General features: G+C 67.2%; 19 protein-coding genes. 9 read left to right on the top strand and 10 right to left on the bottom strand.

Annotation, left to right across the window (positions count from 1 at the left end; translation table 11 throughout):
* Positions 1-24 precede the first annotated feature (24 nt).
* The 5 genes from rlmB to AC07V5_RS22665 form a co-directional block, all read right to left on the bottom strand.
* The gene (rlmB, locus tag AC07V5_RS22685; RefSeq protein ID WP_495117971.1) at positions 25-762 is read right to left on the bottom strand and encodes a 23S rRNA (guanosine(2251)-2'-O)-methyltransferase RlmB; all 738 of its coding nucleotides are present in this window, start codon (positions 760-762) and stop codon (positions 25-27) included.
* Between the two features lie 15 nt (positions 763-777).
* Positions 778-1,569: a polysaccharide deacetylase family protein gene (locus AC07V5_RS22680; RefSeq protein ID WP_495117970.1), complete on the bottom strand. Its 792-nt coding sequence runs from the start codon at positions 1,567-1,569 to the stop codon at positions 778-780.
* A 9-nt stretch (positions 1,570-1,578) separates the two neighbouring features.
* Entirely contained in the window at positions 1,579-2,280 is a 702-nt protein-coding gene (locus AC07V5_RS22675; protein ID WP_495117969.1) for an acetyltransferase domain-containing protein, read from the bottom strand.
* 3 nt (positions 2,281-2,283) lie between these two features.
* Positions 2,284-2,874 carry a hypothetical protein gene (locus AC07V5_RS22670; RefSeq protein ID WP_495117968.1) on the bottom strand — a complete coding sequence of 197 codons (591 nt, stop codon included), beginning with the start codon at positions 2,872-2,874 and terminating at the stop codon, positions 2,284-2,286.
* Between the two features lie 96 nt (positions 2,875-2,970).
* Entirely contained in the window at positions 2,971-3,981 is a 1,011-nt protein-coding gene (locus AC07V5_RS22665; RefSeq protein WP_495117967.1) for a tripartite tricarboxylate transporter substrate-binding protein, read from the bottom strand.
* 104 nt (positions 3,982-4,085) lie between these two features.
* On the opposite strand from AC07V5_RS22665, the gene AC07V5_RS22660 reads away from it, so the two are divergent.
* The 3 genes from AC07V5_RS22660 to AC07V5_RS22650 all read left to right on the top strand — a co-directional run bounded on the left by AC07V5_RS22660 (position 4,086) and on the right by AC07V5_RS22650 (position 6,451).
* Positions 4,086-5,186: a S1C family serine protease gene (locus tag AC07V5_RS22660; RefSeq protein ID WP_495117966.1), complete on the top strand. Its 1,101-nt coding sequence runs from the start codon at positions 4,086-4,088 to the stop codon at positions 5,184-5,186.
* A gap of 15 nt (positions 5,187-5,201) precedes the next feature.
* On the top strand, positions 5,202-5,636 hold the full coding sequence (locus AC07V5_RS22655) for a DUF6678 family protein (protein WP_495117965.1): 435 nt from the start codon (positions 5,202-5,204) through the stop codon (positions 5,634-5,636).
* 101 nt (positions 5,637-5,737) lie between these two features.
* Entirely contained in the window at positions 5,738-6,451 is a 714-nt protein-coding gene (locus tag AC07V5_RS22650; protein WP_495117964.1) for a YebC/PmpR family DNA-binding transcriptional regulator, read from the top strand.
* A 1-nt stretch (position 6,452) separates the two neighbouring features.
* On the opposite strand, the gene AC07V5_RS22645 is transcribed toward AC07V5_RS22650, so the two are convergent.
* Positions 6,453-7,301 (bottom strand): hypothetical protein, encoded by an 849-nt coding sequence (locus AC07V5_RS22645; protein ID WP_495117963.1) that lies wholly within the window; start codon positions 7,299-7,301, stop codon positions 6,453-6,455.
* A gap of 110 nt (positions 7,302-7,411) precedes the next feature.
* Here AC07V5_RS22645 and AC07V5_RS22640 point away from each other — a divergent pair, with 110 nt between their 5' ends.
* Positions 7,412-9,289 (top strand): AfsR/SARP family transcriptional regulator, encoded by a 1,878-nt coding sequence (locus tag AC07V5_RS22640; RefSeq protein WP_495117962.1) that lies wholly within the window; start codon positions 7,412-7,414, stop codon positions 9,287-9,289.
* Here the strand turns inward: AC07V5_RS22640 and AC07V5_RS22635 are convergent.
* Positions 9,280-10,431, bottom strand: coding sequence for a serine hydrolase domain-containing protein (locus AC07V5_RS22635; RefSeq protein WP_495117961.1), 1,152 nt, complete (start codon positions 10,429-10,431; stop codon positions 9,280-9,282). The genes AC07V5_RS22640 and AC07V5_RS22635 overlap by 10 nt on opposite strands.
* Before the next feature lie 30 nt (positions 10,432-10,461).
* Entirely contained in the window at positions 10,462-11,403 is a 942-nt protein-coding gene (gene gcvA / locus AC07V5_RS22630; protein ID WP_495117960.1) for a transcriptional regulator GcvA, read from the bottom strand.
* Positions 11,404-11,544: 141 nt separating this feature from the next.
* Here gcvA and AC07V5_RS22625 point away from each other — a divergent pair, with 141 nt between their 5' ends.
* The 5 genes from AC07V5_RS22625 to AC07V5_RS22605 all read left to right on the top strand — a co-directional run bounded on the left by AC07V5_RS22625 (position 11,545) and on the right by AC07V5_RS22605 (position 15,769).
* Positions 11,545-11,796, top strand: coding sequence for a DUF2917 domain-containing protein (locus AC07V5_RS22625; protein WP_495117959.1), 252 nt, complete (start codon positions 11,545-11,547; stop codon positions 11,794-11,796).
* The gene (locus AC07V5_RS22620; protein WP_495117958.1) at positions 11,793-12,344 is read left to right on the top strand and encodes a GNAT family N-acetyltransferase; all 552 of its coding nucleotides are present in this window, start codon (positions 11,793-11,795) and stop codon (positions 12,342-12,344) included. Before AC07V5_RS22625 ends, AC07V5_RS22620 begins: the two co-directional genes overlap by 4 nt.
* 26 nt (positions 12,345-12,370) lie before the next feature.
* The gene (locus tag AC07V5_RS22615; RefSeq protein WP_495117957.1) at positions 12,371-13,234 is read left to right on the top strand and encodes an alpha/beta hydrolase; all 864 of its coding nucleotides are present in this window, start codon (positions 12,371-12,373) and stop codon (positions 13,232-13,234) included.
* Between the two features lie 207 nt (positions 13,235-13,441).
* The gene (locus AC07V5_RS22610; protein ID WP_495118025.1) at positions 13,442-14,422 is read left to right on the top strand and encodes an LLM class flavin-dependent oxidoreductase; all 981 of its coding nucleotides are present in this window, start codon (positions 13,442-13,444) and stop codon (positions 14,420-14,422) included.
* Positions 14,423-14,533: 111 nt separating this feature from the next.
* Complete coding sequence (locus tag AC07V5_RS22605; protein ID WP_495117956.1) at positions 14,534-15,769, top strand: serine hydrolase domain-containing protein; 1,236 nt, start codon at positions 14,534-14,536, stop codon at positions 15,767-15,769.
* Positions 15,770-16,132: 363 nt separating this feature from the next.
* Here AC07V5_RS22605 and AC07V5_RS22600 read toward each other — a convergent pair whose 3' ends face one another.
* Complete coding sequence (locus AC07V5_RS22600; RefSeq protein WP_495117955.1) at positions 16,133-18,577, bottom strand: hypothetical protein; 2,445 nt, start codon at positions 18,575-18,577, stop codon at positions 16,133-16,135.
* Between the two features lie 73 nt (positions 18,578-18,650).
* Entirely contained in the window at positions 18,651-18,773 is a 123-nt protein-coding gene (locus tag AC07V5_RS22595; RefSeq protein WP_495117954.1) for a peptide deformylase, read from the bottom strand.
* Positions 18,774-18,803 lie beyond the last annotated feature (30 nt).

The raw sequence follows: 18,803 nt of genomic DNA, 5'->3' as shown, positions 1-18,803 counted from the left end.
TCCTTTTTTTCTGAGTAGTCAGAATTATCGGCGCTGACGGAGCACCTCATACAGGCACACACCCGCGGCCACCGACACGTTCAGGCTCTCGACGGCGCCGGCCATCGGGATGTGCACGAGCTCGTCGCAAGTCTTGGCCGTCAGTTGCCGCATGCCCTCCCCTTCGGCGCCCAGCACGAAGGCGGTCGGGCGCTTCAAGTCCAGGTCGTAGATCGAGCGCTCGGCCTGGTCCGACGTGCCGACAACCCAGATGTCGCGCTCCTTGAGTTCATTCAAGGTCCGTGCCAGGTTGGTGACCATCAGGTAAGGCACCGTCTCGGCCGCGCCGCTGGCCACCTTGGCCACGGTCGCGTTCAAGCCCACCGCGCGGTCCTTGGGGGCCACGACGGCATGCACCCCGGCGCCATCGGCCACGCGCAGGCAGGCACCGAGGTTGTGCGGGTCGGTCACGCCATCCAGCACCAGCACCAGCGGCGGGCCTTCCACGGCGTCGAGCACGTCGTCCAGCGAATGCGGCTGGGTGATGGCCGCCACGCGGGCAACCACGCCCTGGTGGCGCGGGCTGCCGGCGATCTGGCTCAGGCGCTCGTCGTTGCTCTCCACGAGCTTGGCGCCGGCCTCCTTGGCACGCTCGACGAAGGCGCGCATGCGCTGATCGCGCCGCGAGGGGTCGAAATGCACCTCCGCGACCGAGGCCGGGTGGGTCTTGAGGCGGACGGTGACGGCATGGAAGCCGAACAGGACAGACTTGGGCGAACTCATGACCGCATTGTCGGCTCAGCGTCCTGCCTGGCGCCTCGCGTTCTCCATGATGTTCACGAAGCTGTCCGTCCAGAAGCGATTCTTGTTCTTGGCCAGGTGGTCCAACAGTTGGTCATGCGCCTCGCGCGTCACGCTCAGGTGCTCGGCGCCCACGCCGTGGAAGAGCAGCGACACCAGCGCGTGCTGGGCGGCGGCTTTCTCGACGAGCGCGATCAGTTGCTCGCCGCTCCAGCCCTCGACAAAGTAGACCGGCATGGCATAGGGGTCGAACCCGGCGGTATCGGTGACCATGCCCGGCCCGGCTGCCCGGTAGGCGACGAAATACGGCTTCAGCGCCGCGACGAAGTCCTGGCCGCCGGCCTGCATGTCCAGGCAGGGCGGGGTGAAGGTGCGCTGCGTCTTGCCGTCCAGCGCCTGCAGCCAGGTGTTGGCGGCAATGATCTGCTCCTGCACGGCGGCCGCCATCTGGCGGTCCAGGTCACGGTGCGGCTGCACCCATTCCCGGCCCGGCCCCTTGGCAGAGCAGCTGTGAAAGAGGCTGTGGTTGCCCAGCTCATGGCCGGCAGTGGCGGCGGCCTTCCATTCGTTCTGGCGGCCCGGCAGCGTGGGGCCGTTGATGGGCACGTAGAAGCTGGCCCGCAGGCCGCGCTTGTTCAGCGCTGGCACGACATGGTTGAGCTGGCTGTCCAGGCCGTCGTCATAGCCGAGGCTGACGGCCGCTTGCGCACCGCCCGGCCAGGCAAACGGCGCAGCCTGGGTGGCCACGGAAACCAGCAGGCCGAGCACGGCCACGAGCATCTTTCGCATCACATTCCTTCAACGCAAGAACTGAACCGCCATCAACGCGCCGATCAGCACGGGCTGGTGGACCATGTAGAAACTCAGCGACCAGCGCCCCAGCAAGGCCAACGGCCGCGGCGCGCTGCCGGCCCAGAGTTGGGGCCAGGCACGCGTGACGAGAAAACCAACCAGCATGACGCCCAGCCAGGGCAGCACCGGCACGTAGTCTTCGGTGATGGGCTTGTGCGTGACGAGGCCGGCCCAGTTCGTCCAGCGCGTGTCGAAGAAGGGCTGCTGCACCAGCCGCGGCGCGGCGATGGCGAACGCCGCCAACACCAGCAGCACCGCATTCGGCAGCCGGCTCAGGCCCATCCTCAGCAGCAACAACATCACGGCAATGCCGTGCAGCACGCCGAAGCTGATCCAGCTGTTCGGGAACATGAACCACGAACCCACCGACACCAGCAGCGCACAGCCCGCCACCTGGCTCCAACGCTTCCAGAAGCGCCCTGCCCCCTGGCCTGCCAGCACGGCGAAGGCCTGGCCACCGCCGGCGCAGAACAGGAAGAGGCTGACGATGCAGGTGCGCTGCCAGGTCCAGACCGGATCGCGGTAGAAGTCCTGGTGGATCCAGCCGAAGTGATTCAGGTCGAAGCCGAAGTGAAAGGCCGCCATCCAGACGATGGCCAGGCCGCGCAATGCATCTAGGCGGTCGGAGCGTGGAGGCTGCGCAAGCATCAGTCAGGAGCGGGAGGAAGACGCGGGATTCTGGCCCCTCTGCTGCAACTGCTGGTTACGGCGCTGCTGCATCCTTTCCTCGGCAATACGGCGGCGGGCGATGCGGTCGCCCTCATCCGGGTCTGCCGCGCTGTGCATGGCCTCGGCGCGCAGCCGCGCGTCGTAGCGGGCGCGGTCGCTCAGCTGGCTCTGCGCGGCCTGCGCCGTGCGGCTGACGGCCCAGTCGGCCTCGGTGTAGCGGCCCCGGCCGGCGCGGCATTGCAGCGCGCGGCGCACCTCGTCCTGCATGAACTGGCGCTCGGCGTCGCCCAGCGTCGTCGAGTTGCCGCGCGTCTCCATGCCGCGGATCTCGCCGTCGCCCGGGCAGGCATTGCCGGCCGGCGCGGCTGGCACCGACGCAGCCGATGCCGCACCCAGGGCCGAGCGCACCACCTCAGGCTTGAGGCTCTCCACCACGTTCGGCTGCAGGCTGCGCTCGGCCACCGGCTGGCCGCTGCCCGGGCAGGGCTTGTCGCTGAACCGCACCTGGCCCGCCACCTCGCACTTCCAGATCTGCTGCGCCCAGGCGCCAGGCACCGCCAGCCAGAGACCCATGCCCAGAAAAAAACCTAACCGCTTCATCGACAGCCCCCGTTTTGAGTTCGATGCCGCTCAACGCGGCAACCCGGTGCTTCGCTGACAGCGCCCTGCTCAGTCAGGCACCGGCACCAGCGGCCTGAGCTTGCGCTCCTCGGCTTCCAGGAAGGCAACGAACTTGTCGTCGCCCAGGAAGCGGGCACCCCAGGCATTGGCCTTGAGCGCATCGCGCCAGAACGGCGTGGCCACCAGGGCCTCCAGCGCATGCAGCCAGCGGGCGAATTGCTCGGGCGGCATGTCGCGACGCGCAAACAGGCCGCGCCAGTTCGCAAAGCTCTGCTCCACGCCCTGCTCGCCCCAGGTCGGGATGTCCTTGTGCAGGCGCTGTGGCCCGCTGGTGGCCAGGATGCGCACCTGGCCCACCTGGTGTTGTGCCAGCAGCAAAGCGTTGAAGCCGGTCACCATCGCCACACCGGTACCGGCCAGCAGGAACTGAAGCGCATCGGCATCGCCGCTGCGGAAGGCGTAGCGGTGCGTGCTGAAGGGCCCGCGCGGCACGTCCAGCAGCATCAGCTGCGCGGCCAGGTGGTCGACGCTGTCGCGCGCCGAGCCCAGCACCAGGGCCTGCTCCTGTGGCGAGCGAGCGATCTGCCGGCGCAGGTCGCCGAGGCTGGCGAGCGGCGAGTCCGGCCGCACGACGACGGCCTCGTACTCCTCGGCCAGGCAGGCCAGTGGCCGCAGGTCGCGAAAGCCGCGCCGGTAGGTGCCGCTGAGCCGGCGCGACACCAGCGACACCGACTGGATCATCACCGCGTTGCGCAGTTCCGGCCGGGCCAGGAACTCCTCCACGCCACGCCACCCGCCACCGCCGTCGACGTTCTGGTAGCTCACGGCCTGCGCGAGCTGCGCGCCCATGAGCGCCTGGCCGATGGCGCGGCCACCGCGATCCCAACCGCCACCGGGCGGGCCGGGAATGAGGATCTTCACGTCGCCCAGTTCGGCCTCGCGCGCGCCGGCCAGCAGCGGCCAAAGTGCCAGCCCAGGCGCCAACCCCTGCAAGAGCTGGCGCCTGCCTTCGGAAATTGCCCGGCGGGCGCCGTGGCTCCCACCCTGTGCGTCATGCATTGATCGCTCCCGCTCCACGCCGGCGCGAGGATAGCCGCGAGACTGCCTCTTGAGACCCAGGGCCGCACCGCAAAATGGCGGCGTCATCACTCGCTGCTGCCGTCATGGGCTTCGTCCTCCTGCGCTCCCACGTCTTTGCCCTTCTGCTCTGCACGCTGAGCGCGCTTTGCGAGCCGAGCCAGGCCCAGTCCAAGGCGCCGGCCCCACCTCGCACCGTCAGTGGCCGCGGCGCGCTGGACGCCGAGGAGATGAACAACATCGGCGTCTTCAAGCGCGTGTCGCCGTCCGTCGTGCACATCACGACGCTGGCCGTGCAGCGCGACTTCTTCTCGCTGCGCACCAGCGAGCAGCCCAGCGGCACCGGTACTGGCTTCGTCTGGGACGACACAGGCCACATCGTCACCAACTTCCACGTCATCCAGGGCGGCGACCGCGCCACCGTCACGCTGAGCGACCAGAGCAGCTACCCAGCCAAGCTGGTGGGCGCCTTCCCCGACCGCGACCTCGCCGTGCTGCGCATCGAGGCACCGCGCGACAAGCTGCCCGCCATTGCCGTGGGTGCGAGCCGCGACCTGCAGGTGGGCCAGAAGGTCTACGCCATCGGCAACCCCTTCGGGCTGGACCAGACGCTGACGACCGGCATCGTCTCGGCGCTGAACCGCGAGATCGAGTCCGTCACGCGGCGCACGATAAAGGGCGCCATCCAGACGGATGCCGCCATCAACCCGGGCAATTCCGGCGGGCCGCTGCTGGATTCGGCGGGGCGGCTGATTGGCGTCAACACAGCCATCTACAGCCCGAGCGGGGCGAGTGCCGGGATTGGGTTTGCGATTCCGGTCGACGAGGTCAACCGCATCGTGCCGCGGCTGATCCGCGACGGGCGCTTCATCAGGCCAGCGCTGGGGGTCACGGCCGGGCCGGCAAATCTGGCCCAGGTGCTGGGCGCGCCCAAGGGCGTGCTGCTCGTCAACGTGGCCGACAACAGCCCGGCCGCCGCAGCCGGCCTCAAACCCTTCGGCCGCGACCGCAGCGGGCGCATCGTGCAGGGCGACGTCATCACCGCCGTCGATGGCCAGGCCGTGGCGGACCTGGACGACATGCTGTCGCTGCTGGAGACACGGCAGATCGGGGAGAAGGTGACGTTGACGGTGTGGCGGGCGGGGCAGACGCGGAAGGTGGTGGCGACGTTGGGTAGCTCTGACTAGGACAAGGAGAAGACCTTGAACGATTTGCCAATGGCAGATGCGCGAAATGATGATCGAGTGCGAAAGCAGACCCGTGCGGCGGTCACTGCTAGAAACTTGGCCAGTGCATCAAACAACACACGATGGAACGAGCTGATCTCGCAGATCCGCGCTCTTGATGGTTGGCGTCCTTCCTATCGCTCCAAATCAGTTAGCGGCGTCGTCTCGACTTGGGATGCCGAATGGTTTTATCACCTACCTTTTCCCTTTGAGGCAGTCGAATGGTTTGATATCGGGTTGTCCGAAGAGGGGCCATTTGTTGGCATGCTGCTTCCTCGAACCAACATTGACCATCGACACGAGATCCTGCCAATCTTGGGAAAGATTGGCTTCGACTTCGAGCAGCGTGGCGACGTCGTACGTATCTGGGGCTATTTACCGAGGTCGTACGACGATTTCCCGCCGCAATGACGCAGAGACCGGGGTGGGATCGGCAAGAGCCACCCCGTAAAGTAGCGACCCGCCCGACAAGTCACCCGACTTGGGCTTACTCGACAAACGATAGGACCCCCATGGGCGCGCAATGGAAAGCCAAACACAAAGACATCGCCGCCAATGCCAAGGGCCGGCTCTTTGGCAAGCTGTCCAAGGACATCATGATTGCGGCGCGCCACGGCGCTGACCCGAAGGACAACGCGCGGCTGCGGCTGGTGGTGGAGCAGGCGCGCAAGGTGTCCATGCCCAAGGAAACGCTGGACCGCGCCATCAAGAAGGGCGCCGGGCTGACCGGTGAAGTCGTCCACTTCGAGCAGGTCATCTACGAGGGCTTTGCGCCGCACCGTGTGCCGGTGATGGTGGAGGTGCTGACCGACAACGTGAACCGCGCCGCGTCCGACATGCGCGTGCTGTTCCGCAAGGGGCAGCAAGGCACGCCAGGCTCGGTGAGCTGGGACTTCGACCACCTCGGCATGATCGAAGCCGAGCCCGCCACACCCGGTGCCGACGCCGACATGGCCGCCATCGAAGCCGGTGCGCAAGACCTGCTGCCGCCCGACGAAGAAGGCGTCACCGTCTTCCTGACCGACCCGACCGACCTCGACCTCGTCAGCCGCGCCCTGCCCGCGCAAGGCTTCACCGTGCTGAGCGCCAAGCTCGGCTACCGCCCCAAGAACCCCATCGACCCGGCAAGCCTGAACGCCGAGCAGCTGGATGAGGTGGAGAGTTTTCTTGCCGCGCTGGACGCCAACGACGACGTGCAACACGTGTACGCCGGGCTGGCGGGCTGATTCACCGGGCTCGCCGTGGCAGGCGCATGGCGCCCAGGCCAAGCAAGCCGGCAAGCATCAGCGCCCAGCTGCCGTTCTCCGGCACAGCATTCACCAGCAGCCCGCGGGCCGACGTCAGGGTGTAGCCGGCCGGCAGCGAGTACTCCACGCGCGCGCTGAAGCTCATGGAGGTGTTCAGGCTGGACATCGCCAACTCGAAGCCGCGTTCGAAAGGCGTGCCGACCACCGCGGTGAACGAGGCGGTATCGACGCGATGAAGGGTTGGCTGGGTGATGCCGCCACCGAACGTTGCGGTGCGGCCGAAGGCGAGCACATCGCGCGTCGGGTCATTGGCGATCCGATCTCCGAGCGAGTTCGCCGAGGCGCTCGGTGCCGACGAACGCTTGCCGCTGATGAAGCTGTAGCTGGTGAGCACAAAACCGGAACCGTTCCGAACCGTGGTGCCATCGATCGTGACCTTGACGTCCACCTGCACGGTGGGGGTGGGCCCCATGATCGTGAACTGATCAAACTGGACGGCATCGAAGGATGACGTGGGCGCTGTGGACGGCGTCGTCGTGGCTGACAAGCTCATGTCCAACCCGTTGACGAAAACCTGCGCACCGCCGCCCGAGGGGCTGCCGTAGTAGTCGGCAAACAAGGCCGTCAGGCTGGCGCCATTCGTCAGCGCGCACGACATGTTGTCGCCGCCCAGTGGCAGCAGGCCGGTGCACATGGAGCGAGTGGAAACGAAGTTGATTTCGCGGGTGACGCTCGGGTCCAGCGGCAGCGCCTGCGCGGTGCCACTGCAGGCGGCGGCAAAGCAGGCCAAAGCCATGAAGCGCCACGCCAGGGGAAGGTCTTTCTTCATTGCAAGCTCCCAGGTATGCCGCCGGCAGATGCGCAGGCTGCAGCTTGATGATGGGAGGAGCGGCCGGCTCGCACCACCCACAGATGACCCACAGCACTTAGCATGGAGCGATGAATCCCTCGCAGCCCGAAGCGGCAGCCGCGCAGCGGTCGGGCGAGTTGCTGGATGCCATGCGCGCGCTGTCGACCCAGGCGCCGGGCGCGCTGGACAGCGCAGCGACGTTGGCCCTGCGGGCGCAGGCGGAGGGCCACGCTGGTCTGGCCGCGGGAGCAGCCGGCCTGGTGGTGCTGGTGGAGCACCTGCAGGCCTCCACCTACCGCCACGCGATGGCCATGCTGGGCGTGCTGGCCACCGCTGGCCCGGACGCGGCCGGCACGGCGACCGAGGGCTTGCTGGCCTGGGCCGGGGCCTCGATCGCGCACGACTACGGTGTGCTGCCCTCGTGGCCGCCCGCCAACGTGGCACTGCTGATGGAGCGCGCCCGAGGAGCGCCCAGCGATGTGTCGCTGGCGCTGGCCTGTGCGCTGGGTGAGCTGTGCGAGCGCCACGGCGAAGACGCGGAGTTCGAATTGCTCTTCGCGCAGGTCGCGTCCCTCGAGAAGCAACCCGACGCCTCGCCGTTCTGGCGCGGCCATTGGGCCATCGTCGCGGCCTGGCACCTGAACGCCTTCGCCAAGGTGGACGAAGCGCGGGAGCGGCTGATGCTGGCGCAGCAGCTGGCGGCCGAGCACCGCCTGCCGGGGCTGGCCGCCGTTGCGGCGCTGCAGCGGGCGCGCCTGGTGGAGTGCACCAGCGACCCCGCAGCGGCCTTGGCGCTGGCAGCCCAGGCCGCGGCCGCAGGCGATGCAGCCAGCACGCCGCTGTGGTGGGCCGACCAAGCAGACGTGCGCTGCCGCGTGGCCCTGCGCGCGGGCGACTTCCACGCGGCCCTGGGCCACGCCCGGCGTGCCCTGGGCCACCTGCAGATGAGCGGCGCCTGGCCCGGCTACCAGGTCACCTACCTCGTGCAGGAAGGCTATGCGCTGATCGGTTGCGGCAATGCGGAGGACGCCGCCGCGCGCTTTCAGGGCCTGGGCGAGATGCAGCTGCCGCACTACCTGGCGGCACGCCTGCGCTGCCTGGCAGACCTGACCGCGTTGATCGCCGTCGGCCAGCGCCAAGGCTGGCATGCCCTGCCGAACGCAGCCCTGGCCCGCGCCATGTGCACGCTGCGCGAACTGGAGTGGCCCGGCGTGCTGCCCCTGCTGCCGCAGCACATCGGCCAGATCTTTTGCCAGGCCCTGGTGCAAGGCGCCGAGACGGACTGGGTGCGCTCGGCCATCCGCACGCGCCGGCTCGCAGCGCCAGCCGGGGCGCCCGAGACCTGGCCCTGGTCGGTGACGGTCCGCGCGCTGGGCGGTTTCGAGGTGTGCAACGACACCGGCGCCGTGCCGGGTCGCTCGGCGGAGGGCCGCAAGGCCGCCAGCAAGCCGCTCGAGCTGCTGCGCTACCTGGCCTGCCGAGGCACCGAGCCCGCATCGACCGAGGCGGTGGCCCGCGAGCTGTGGCCCGGGGATGGCCGGGAGGGCCGGCAAAAAGCCTTCGAGGTCACCGTCGCGCGGCTGCGCCGCCTGCTGGCCAACGACTCGGCCTTGCTGGTGCAGGACCACGGCATCCGCCTGAACGCGGACTGCGTCTGGGTGGATGTGCAGGCCTTGAACGACCGCCTGACGGAACACGAGCACTCACCTGCCGGCAGCGCGACGGCCGCGGCGGCCCTGGAAGCCGCGCTCAACCTCTACCGCGGCGCTTGCCTGGCGCTCAGCGAGCAGGCCTGGGCTCTGGCGGCGGCCGAGCGCTGGCGGGCCCGCCTCGCCGCGGCGCTGCTGCGCGAGGCGCGCGACGCGAGCGTCGACTCCGCCCGGGCGCGGGAATGGGTGCTACGCGCCGCGTCGGCCGACCCCGGCATCTCGAGCCATGTGGCTGCGCCAGCGCCCCATCACTTGTAGAACTCGGCGATCTTGGGGATGAATCTCTCCGGATTGCCGCCCACCAGGTTGGTCAGGACGACGATGGCCAAGCCCTCATCCGGATAGACGATGAACGCCGCGCGGTTGCCGCCGATGCCGGCGACCTGCCTTTTCGGGCTTGATGCGAGTACCGGCCAGCCGGCCGCCCAGCTGCCGTCAGCGCCACCGTTCAGCTTCTCCGCGGTCCACATGCTCCGCGCGCTGGCCGCGCTGATGAGGCGGCCGCTGGTCAGGGCGACGATCCAGTTTGCCAGCTCGGTGGCCGTCGTCTGGATACCGCCTCCCGCGTGGAGGCTGTAGGGCATGTCGTAGACCCAGTGAGACAGGCGGTCGGCATCGTCCGGCGCGAGCGTTCGGCGCGGAAAGTAGCTGTAGATCGTGGCAGCGTTCGCCACGAGGTCATAGCTGTCGCCGAACGTCGTCAGGGGCATGTCCGCCAGCGCGAACTGCCGCTCTTTCATGTAGCGCTCATAGGGCATCTTGGCCTGCTTGACGATGATCTGAGCCAGCAGGCCGTAGTTCGTCTGGTTGTAGGCAAACCTCTCACCGGGCGGCGCTTCCACGGGCTGCTGTTTGACTGCCTTCCACATGGCCGCTTCGGTGCTGCCCGTAACGGGGCCAGGTTGCTCGACGATATCGGGCAGCCCCGACGTGTGGGCCAGCAACTGCCGCACGCGGATGGACTGCCATGCGCTCGGCAGGTCATCGAGATAGCGAGACACGGGCGCCTCAAGATTCACGAGGCCGGCCTCGGCCAACTGCATCAACGCCACGCCGGTGAGCGACTTGGTGCCGGAGTTGAGCGGGAACAAGGTCTTGGCCGTTGCGGGCACGCGGTTTTCGACGTTGGCCCAGCCATAGCTTTCAGACAGCACGATCCGACCGTCCTTGATGACCGCAACCTGCAGCCCCGGTATGCGCCGCTCCTTCATCGTCTGTTGAATCAGGCGGCGCGCCTGGTCGTTCGAGGCCTCGATGGCATCAGCGGCGCGGCCGAGGCCGGGCAGTGCCAGCAGCAGTGCCGCCGTCAGGGAGACGACTGTCTCTTTTCCAAATTTCATAGGCTGTTCAGGGCGGAGCGATGGTGAGTTGGGGCGCCGGACCTTGGCGCAGCCCTTCATCGTGAGGCAGCGCCTCACTGATGACGTAAGTCAGAGCGGCTGACCGTCGGTGCCTGATCCAACACCACACTGCGCCAGCAACCACTGCTCGAACGCCTTGACCGCTGGCCGCGACTTCGCCGCCGGGTCGACGATGAGGCGATAGGCCCGCGCCGACGCGATGCCGGCATCGAACGGCGTGACGAGCTGGCCGCTGGCCAGCAGCGCGTCCACCAGCGGCCTTCGCCCCAGCGCCACGCCCTGCCCCGCCACAGCGGCGGCAATCGCCTCCGAGTAGCTCGAAAAACTCAGCCGCGCCGCCGGCCGCAGGTCGGCCAGGCCCCAGGCGCTGAGCCAGGGCTCCCACTCGGCCGGCATGCCGGCGCTGTCACCGTCCATGGCCAGGTGCAGCAGCGTATGGCGGGCCAGGTCGGGCGGCTCGCGCAGCGGCAGGCCCAGCTCACCCACCAGACGCGGGCTGCAGACGGGCAGCATGGCCTCGGCGAACAGCTGCTTGCCCTGGGCCGCGCCGATGGGGCTGTAGCGGATGGCGAGGTCGAAGCCCTCGCTGGCCAGGTTGCGGTTGCCCAGGCCCGCGTCCAGCCGCACGTCGATGCCCGGGTGGGCGCGCGTGAAGCCCGTCAGCCGCGGGATCAGCCACAGCGACGCGAAGCCCGGCGTCGTCGTCAGCGCCAGCACCTGGCGTTGGTGCGGCTCGCGCACCGTGCGCACGGCCACGCGCAGCGTGTTCAGCGCCGTGGCGCAGGCCGCGTGCAGGCGCTGGCCGTCTTCGGTCAGCGCGAGTGCCCGGTGGCGGCGCTCGAAGAGGGTGACGCCCAGTTCCTCCTCCAGCGCGCGCATCTGCCGGCTCATGGCCGACTGCGTGACGAAGCGCTCGGCGGCAGCCTGGGTGAAGCTCAGGTGCCGCGCTGCGGCCTCGAAGGCGGCCAGCAGCTGCAGCGGTGGGAGATGGTCGAGCGGCTTTGTTGACATGAGCTGAAGGAATGTGAAGCCTTCCAAATCATCGTTTGTCGGCATGGGAAGGAAGCCCCACTATCCGCCCCAGACGGCCCCGACGCAAGCATGCCAATCCGGCATGCAGCCAACACCGGATCCAGGCCCGAGGAGCACACCATGCTGATCGACGTTCCCCGCACCCGGTTGTTGCTGCAACGCGGCCAGATTTCCCGCCTGCCCGAGGCCCGCGCCACACACCTGTGCAGCGCCTCCGGCACGCTGTGGATCACCATCGACCACGACTCGCGCGACATCGTGCTGGAGCCCGGCCAATGCTTCGTTGTGCAGACCGACGAGGCCGTGACGGTGAGCGCGTTGAGCGGCCCGGCCGTGTTGGACCTGCGGCCCGCCGCCGAGGCACGGGCGTGACAGCCGACCTGGCCACGGTCGTTGTCGCCGTCCCGGCGGCCGCGCAGGACTGGCCTCTGCCCGGCGGCCACATCGCCCGCCTGCGCCCGCTGGCGCCCGGCGATGTCTGCGCCGAACAGACCTTCTTCAACGGCCTGTCGTTGGATTCGCGCCACCAGCGCTTCCACTTCGGCCTGCGCGAGCTGAGCCCGGCGCTGCTGAAGCTGCTGACCGATGTGGACCAGCGCATGCACCGGGCCTGGGTCGTCGAGCTGCCGGCGCCGCGCGGGGGCATCGTCATCGCCGATTCGCGCTTTGTCTGCGATCCGGAGCGCTCCGCCGTGGCTGAGTTTGCGTTGGCCGTGGCCGACGACTGGCAGGGCCGCGGCCTGGGCCGGCGGCTGATGGCCCACCTCATCGCTGAAGCGCGCCGCCAGGGTGTGCGGCAGCTGTTCGGCGACGTGCTGGCCGAGAACCGCCGCATGCTCGGGCTGATGCGCGAGTTCGGCATGCGGCTGCAGACCCATCCCGACGGCGCTCAACTCGTGCGGGCGACGCTGGAGCTCTGAGCCGACAGCCCGGCGATCATGCGGGCATGCGACGACTCCTCATTGCCGGCCTTGTGCTGGCCGCCGGCACGCTGCTGCTGAGCCTGGCTGCGGGTGAACTGCTGACGCGGCCTGCCAGCGCACGCATCGGCCCGCCGCCGCCCGGCCTGTCGGCCGAGATGGTGCTCATTCCCTACGGCGACGGCCAACAAGTCAGCGGATGGTTCCTGCCCGGCCGGGCCGGCGACGGCGCCATGCTTCTGCTGCACGGCGTGCGCGGCAACCGCCTGCAGATGCTGGCGCGCGCCCGCTGGCTGCAGCGCGAGGGCGTCTCCAGCCTCATCGTCGACCTGCCCTCGCACGGCGAGAGCAGTGGCGAGCGCATCACTTTTGGCCGCAACGAGGCCAAGGGCACCGAGGCCGCGCTGGCCTGGCTGCGGCAGCGCCTGCCGGGCGAAAAGCTGGGCGCCATCGGTGTGTCGCTGGGCGGCGCCTCGCTGCTGTTTGCACAGCGCCGGCCCGAGTTGGATGCACTGGTGTTGGAGTCGGTCTACCCCAGCATTGAAGACGCCGTGCGGGATCGCCTCGCCATGCGCCTGGGCGACACGGCCAGCCGGCTGCTGTCGCCCCTGCTGCTGGTGCAGATTCCGCTGCGCCTGGGCTTCGGCACTGACCAATTGCGGCCCGCTGAAGCGATCACCGGCGTGGGCTCGCCGCTGATCGTCGCCTCGGGCACCGAAGACCTGCACACGCGCTGGCCCGAGACCGAAGCCCTCTTCGTCGCCGCCCGCGAGCCCAAGGCGCTGTGGCCCGTGCGCGGCGCCGCCCATGTCGACCTGCATGACTTCGACGCCGCAGCCTACGAGGCTCGCCTGATGCCCTGGCTGCAATCACATCTGCGGAAGCGCTGAATAGGTCTGCGCGAGTGCGCGCGCCCGGATGCGAGATGCAGCGCAAGGCGCAAAGCACAGCCATGGCGTTTGCCATGGCGAGCATTTGCAACGCCGCGATGCGCTCGCAGCCGGGATGCGCGCACCGCGAGGGACCTGTTCAGTGCTTCCTATGCCCCCGGGCTGACGGGGCCAAGCGAGGATCGGCAAGATGCCGACATGTCTGCCCTGCCCCCGCTCTCCATCCTCGATCTGGCGCCCGTCGTCGAAGGCGCCACCACCCGCGAAGCGCTGCTGAACAGCCTGGATCTCGTCAAGCTCGCCGACGAACTGGGCTACACGCGCTACTGGGTGGCCGAGCACCACAACATGGAAGGCGTGGCCAGCTCAGCCACGGCCGTGCTGATCGGCCAGCTCGCCGCCGCGTCCAAGCGCATCCGCGTTGGTGCCGGCGGCATCATGCTGCCCAACCATGCGCCGCTGACGATCGCCGAGCAGTTCGGCACGCTGGCCGAACTCTTCCCCGGCCGTATCGACCTCGGCCTGGGCCGCGCGCCTGGCACGGACCGGCCCACGATGCGCGCGCTACGCCGCAGCCTGGAGAGCACCGGCGAGGACGCCTTCCCGAACGACGTGCTGGAGCTGCAGAGCTATCTCGCACCGGTAGCCGCCGAGGCGCAAGTGCGCGCCGTGCCGGGCCAGGGCACCGAAGTGCCGATCTGGTTGCTGGGCTCCAGCCTCTACAGCGCGCAACTCTCCGCCTACCTGGGCCTGCCCTTTGCATTCGCCTCGCACTTCGCGCCCGAGATGCTGATGCAGGCGTTGCAGATCTACCGCGCCACCTACAAGCCCAGCGCGCGCAACCCCAAGCCGCATGCGATGGTCGGGCTGAACGTCATCGTCGCGCCGACGGATGAAGAGGCGCAATTCCTTTTCACGTCGGCCCAGCAGCGCTTCCTGGGCATGGTGCGTGGCCGGCGCGGCAAGCTGCCGCCGCCAGTGGCGAGCATGGACACCCTGTGGTCGCCCGCCGAGGCGATGCAGGTGGAGCGCATGCTGAGCGAGTCCATCGTCGGCTCGCCAGAGACCGTGCGCGCCGGTTTGGCCGCGACGCGGGAGCGCACGCAGGCGGATGAGTTCATCGTGGCCTGCGCGGTGCATGACCACGCGCTGCGGCGGCGCTCGTACGAGCTGCTGGCGCGGCTCTGAGCCGGCATAAGCTGCCGCTCGTCGCGCAGTCGCTTCAGAAGGGAAGCAGCCCTGGTTCTACTTCACGGCTCGGGCTATGAAACCGCGAGCGCATTTGCGACGATGCACCCCATGACCAAGACGCTCCGAATGTGGATACGGGCTGCCTCCACCGCCGCGCTGCTGGCGTCGGTCTTCCAGCCCGCCAACTCCGCCGAAACCGGCGCTGCGTCGGCCGCTGCCGCCGCAGCCCCAGCGCCCGCCGCCAGCAGCAGCGTGCTGTTCTGGACCTTCGAGCAGCAGAAGGCCGGCTACCCGCACATGGAGGAGCAGTTCCCCACCCGGCTCGTCAAGCGCGGCGAGACGGTGACGCCGCTGCCTGTTGCGGCGAAGCCGCTGGATGTCACGTTCAAGGTCGCAGGCCAGACCTGGAACGTCGACGACTACATGACTCGTAACCGTGCCGCAGGCCTGCTAGTGCTGAAGGACGGCCAGGTGGTGCTGGAACGTTACGGGCTCGGCCAGACGCCGCAGATGCGCTGGACGAGCTTCTCGGTCGCCAAGTCTTTCTCATCCACGCTCGTGGGGGCCGCGATCCGCGACGGGCAGATCAAGAGCCTCGATGACGCGATCACCACCTACCTGCCGGGGCTCAAAGGCTCCGGCTACGAGGGCGTCACCGTGCGGCAGGTCCTCAACATGACGTCGGGCGTCCGCTGGAACGAAGACTATGCAGACCGCAACTCCGACGTCGCCCGCTTCGGCGGCGAGCCTAGCGTGAACGGGTCAGACCCCGTCGTCACCTACATGGCCCGCCTGCCGCGCGAAGCCGCGCCAGGCACCAAGTGGGTCTACAAGACGGGTGAGACCAACCTCGTTGGCTCCCTCGTGCGGGCGGCCACCGGCAAGACCCTGTCCGACTATCTATCGGAGAAGCTCTGGCAGCCGCTGGGCATGGAGGGCGACGCCTACTGGATGCTCGATCGCTCCGGCGCTGAAATCGCGGGCTGCTGTCTGTCGGCCACGCTGCGCGACTATGGCCGCTTTGCGTTGTTCTTCATGCGCGGGGCCCGCCTGGCCAATGGGCAAGCGGTCGTGCCGGACGGCTGGGTGGAGCAGGCCACTACCACGACACGCGAAGCCACCGAAGGCCTGCAGGGCCGCAGCGGCTACGGGCTCCAGTGGTGGACGACGCGCGGCAAGGCCTACCGTGCTTCGGGCATCTTCGGCCAGGGCATCTGGATCGATCCCGAGCTCAATCTCGTTGTGGTCACGCACAGCGCCTGGCCCGCCGCCACCGACCAACCGTCGGCCATGGTCCGGCAGGCGCTGATCGATGCGATCAGCGCGCAATATCGGAAGGACTGAGCAAGGCTTGGCCGGGAGCATTGACGCTTTCGCGCCGGCAGCGGGGGCAGCGCTTGCTCAGCATCGTGCGCGGCCGGCCCGGCAAGCTGCCGCCAGCGGTGACCAGTATGGACACGCTGCGGTTCATGACCATGCGTTGCGGCGGCGCTCGTATGAGCTGTGCTGGCGCGGCGCTGAGCCGGCACCCGCTGCCGCCGTCGCGTGACCGGTTCAGGCTGATCAGAGTCACTCGAGGTAAGTTGTCCGAGCGGCAGCGGCGATGAACACCTGACATTCGGCTGCCCTGCAACTCTTACAGCCGCTTTACCCCTCAGACTGAGCACTACATGTGCAGTTCCAGCTTCGGGCCTAGCGGTGTGTTGATCAAGCGCTGCCAGCCGGCACGTCCATTCGCGCTTTCGACCGCGCCTGCCGTTGTTCAAACCTCTTCTGCCATTCCTCAGCTAGCGGAGGCAGTTTCAGATAAATCTGCTGGCTCGCATCGCTGAACGAATACAGATCGAATACCCTGGAGAACTTCCGTTGCAGGGCTTCATCCCAGCAATATGGGGCACGCTTGGCGGTCAGCAGCTCTCTTCCCGTGAGAATCAATACCGGGTTGATTGGCCGGTCGTCCTTCCAATGCTTGCGCCCCACCTTGGCCAATCGTGCCAGGCCGAGGATCTCCTTTGGTGTCAATTCGTCGCGCAGCGTACTGAAGACCAGCACCGCGCCGGGGAACAACGCTGCAAGGTCTCGCATGCGTTGGATGTCCTTGCTCTCGAACTTCCCATACGTCTTGCATTCACCGAACAGAATGCCGTCTTGGGTTTGGCCATACGTTTGGGACCTCCAGAACATGCCAAAGTCGGCTTCCAGCTTTTTGCCGTTCTGATTCTTTGCCTCGAAACTCGGCACCGAGGTCGTTCGCATCGAAGTGAACATGCGGTCGCCCAGCAGGTCCAGAGTCAGAAGAACAGCAAAGGCACCCTCAGCAAAATTACCTACGCTGAAGGGGCCAGCGGTTCTGTACGACCACGTGCTATTGCCGGTCTTTTCGATATTGCCCGCCGAGGAGAATGTGCCCAGGCACTTCGGACACTCCAGCGACTCGCGCAGCGCAGCCACTGGGAACCACGTATTGCGCTGGCAGATCGGACACTTCGTTCGCAGCCCCAGCGTAAAGATGCCACGTTGAATGAAGTCGTCATAGCGAAATGAGACGGGACCACCCAGCCTATTCTTGAGTTCGCCAACAGAGATATCGCGCTCGTCCGTCGTTCTGCCTCTGGCTTGGGGCTTGCCACTCTTGTCGACCGGCCCGCCGTTCAAGTGCTCAATCAGACCAAGGATCGAGCGGTTGGCCAGCAACAACGGAGTTCCGCTCAGGCGTTTGAAGATCTTCTTGGCCAGGATTCCCGGGGGCGACAACTCGGCCGTCCATCCATGGTCGGCCAACCAAGCAAAGAAGACGTCTTCAGAGGCCAAGACCCTACGCGATTCGGGCGTGGGAGATGTGATGACCTTGACGAGACCATGTCGACCTATTCGCCAGCCGTCTTGGTGTCCGCCCCAACCCGAAATTGCTCGTGACAGTTTTTCGCCCTGGACCCTTGGATAGACCTCAGCCAAGTGCTCATCGGCGCCGAACATCCTGAGGTCGAATTCGTTGACGCACACCCCCTCGGAGCGGAACCATCTGTCCTTTGCCAGCTTGGGAATCAGCGGCTTGAGGCGGATGGTCAGTTCAGCTGCGGTCTCAATTTGCATCGACTCCTCGTCCTCAGCGTAGACATCCACCACTCCGCCGTCCTTGCCCCTTGCCCACTCGTTCCACAGCCGCGGATACCAATGCTGCAGCGCGAAATAGGGATTGCGAGGGCCATCCTCTGCCCCTGCCTTCAGTCCCAAGCCTGCCGCGTAGGCCTGCATGTCTTCCATGCTCATGTTGCGGCTTCGAACAAAGCGAGCGGTATCGATGATCTTTGGGTTGCCGCGCATCGTCCTTCGTTCGTCGATGAGAAACTGACGAACGGCATCGGCGAATGAGGGCAGTTTCAGAAACTGCTTGGGTAAAGGGATCACGGCTCGACCGCTAGCTCGGAGGTTCCAATAGTCGATGATGTCTTCGACACGGCTGGCATCCATGAAGAACACGCACGCGTGGTTACCAAACGGAAGTCCTTGGCTAGGCGCCAGCGCCCATGCCGTAATGCGCCTGGGGAAAAATTTGTCAGCGTCGAACAATTGCCAGCAGTTATCGGGTGTCAATTTGGGCCGCTCAATAGCCAACGGCTCGGCAAACTCTCGGTTGATAGCTTTCTCGACGTGCGCCGGGTACTCGCCAAAGACGCTTGCCCAAAACAGTGTGTGTTGCTTCGGGAGAACTGGGATCAGCGCCTTGTTCGGGCGTCGCGCCTGGTACTTGAAGCATTCGTGATACAGATCGACAAGCACATCCATCGCACCGATACCCGAGGCCGGGTCGGCTGACTCATCGTCCGCCTGACCCCATAGCTCTTCGGGCTTGACGACTCTGAGCCGGGTATCCGCAATGTAGTCAGGCAGCGTGGCCGCAAACTGCACGAGCATGTCCGGGTCGAAGGCATCGATCAGGCCCAAGACCACTGCCTTGGCGAGCGGTACCTTCGACGGTCCGTCTCGCCAACTGTTCGGCATGCGCTTGTGGACCGGGATGATCGGAAAAAATGTGCCGCCCCACAGACTGGACGCCAGTCGGATGGCCTCCCGTACCTGGAGCGCGCTGTTCGGATCTACGAGCATGGCCATCCGTAGCGGACGGACTTTGATGTTGACGGTTCCGAGCATCTTCCCTGCCTCTTCTGCTTGTGTTCTTCTTCAAGTCTAGTGAACCGCGACCGGCCGTCCTAGGATGGTCCATCTAGTGCTGCACGCAAATGGTCAGCCATTCGCTTGCATCGAACTGGAACTCATCTCCGTTGGGGTCGAGCGCACGAACCGTGACACCTGTATGCCGCGGAATGCGATCAAAGACTTGGGGCACCGACAGGCAACCGACCGGCGGCTCAGGGCT

This window comes from Roseateles sp. GW821-FHT02E12, from assembly GCF_059421665.1.
This window is presented reverse-complemented; position numbering and strand designations above follow the sequence as displayed.

Bases quoted from the DNA above. Each gene is read 5' to 3' on its own strand.
- AC07V5_RS22600 (WP_495117955.1), bottom strand. From the start codon at position 18,577: ATGCTCGGAACCGTCAACATCAAAGTCCGTCCGCTACGGATGGCCATG.
- gcvA (WP_495117960.1), bottom strand. From the start codon at position 11,403: ATGTCAACAAAGCCGCTCGACCATCTCCCACCGCTGCAGCTGCTGGCC.
- AC07V5_RS22625 (WP_495117959.1), top strand. From the start codon at position 11,545: ATGCTGATCGACGTTCCCCGCACCCGGTTGTTGCTGCAACGCGGCCAG.
- AC07V5_RS22605 (WP_495117956.1), top strand. From the start codon at position 14,534: ATGACCAAGACGCTCCGAATGTGGATACGGGCTGCCTCCACCGCCGCG.
- AC07V5_RS22680 (WP_495117970.1), bottom strand. From the start codon at position 1,569: ATGCGAAAGATGCTCGTGGCCGTGCTCGGCCTGCTGGTTTCCGTGGCC.
- AC07V5_RS22640 (WP_495117962.1), top strand. From the start codon at position 7,412: ATGAATCCCTCGCAGCCCGAAGCGGCAGCCGCGCAGCGGTCGGGCGAG.
- AC07V5_RS22635 (WP_495117961.1), bottom strand. From the start codon at position 10,431: ATGAAGGGCTGCGCCAAGGTCCGGCGCCCCAACTCACCATCGCTCCGC.
- AC07V5_RS22615 (WP_495117957.1), top strand. From the start codon at position 12,371: ATGCGACGACTCCTCATTGCCGGCCTTGTGCTGGCCGCCGGCACGCTG.
- rlmB (WP_495117971.1), bottom strand. From the start codon at position 762: ATGAGTTCGCCCAAGTCTGTCCTGTTCGGCTTCCATGCCGTCACCGTC.
- AC07V5_RS22650 (WP_495117964.1), top strand. From the start codon at position 5,738: ATGGGCGCGCAATGGAAAGCCAAACACAAAGACATCGCCGCCAATGCC.
- AC07V5_RS22660 (WP_495117966.1), top strand. From the start codon at position 4,086: ATGGGCTTCGTCCTCCTGCGCTCCCACGTCTTTGCCCTTCTGCTCTGC.
- AC07V5_RS22670 (WP_495117968.1), bottom strand. From the start codon at position 2,874: ATGGGTCTCTGGCTGGCGGTGCCTGGCGCCTGGGCGCAGCAGATCTGG.
- AC07V5_RS22645 (WP_495117963.1), bottom strand. From the start codon at position 7,301: ATGAAGAAAGACCTTCCCCTGGCGTGGCGCTTCATGGCTTTGGCCTGC.
- AC07V5_RS22675 (WP_495117969.1), bottom strand. From the start codon at position 2,280: ATGCTTGCGCAGCCTCCACGCTCCGACCGCCTAGATGCATTGCGCGGC.
- AC07V5_RS22665 (WP_495117967.1), bottom strand. From the start codon at position 3,981: ATGCATGACGCACAGGGTGGGAGCCACGGCGCCCGCCGGGCAATTTCC.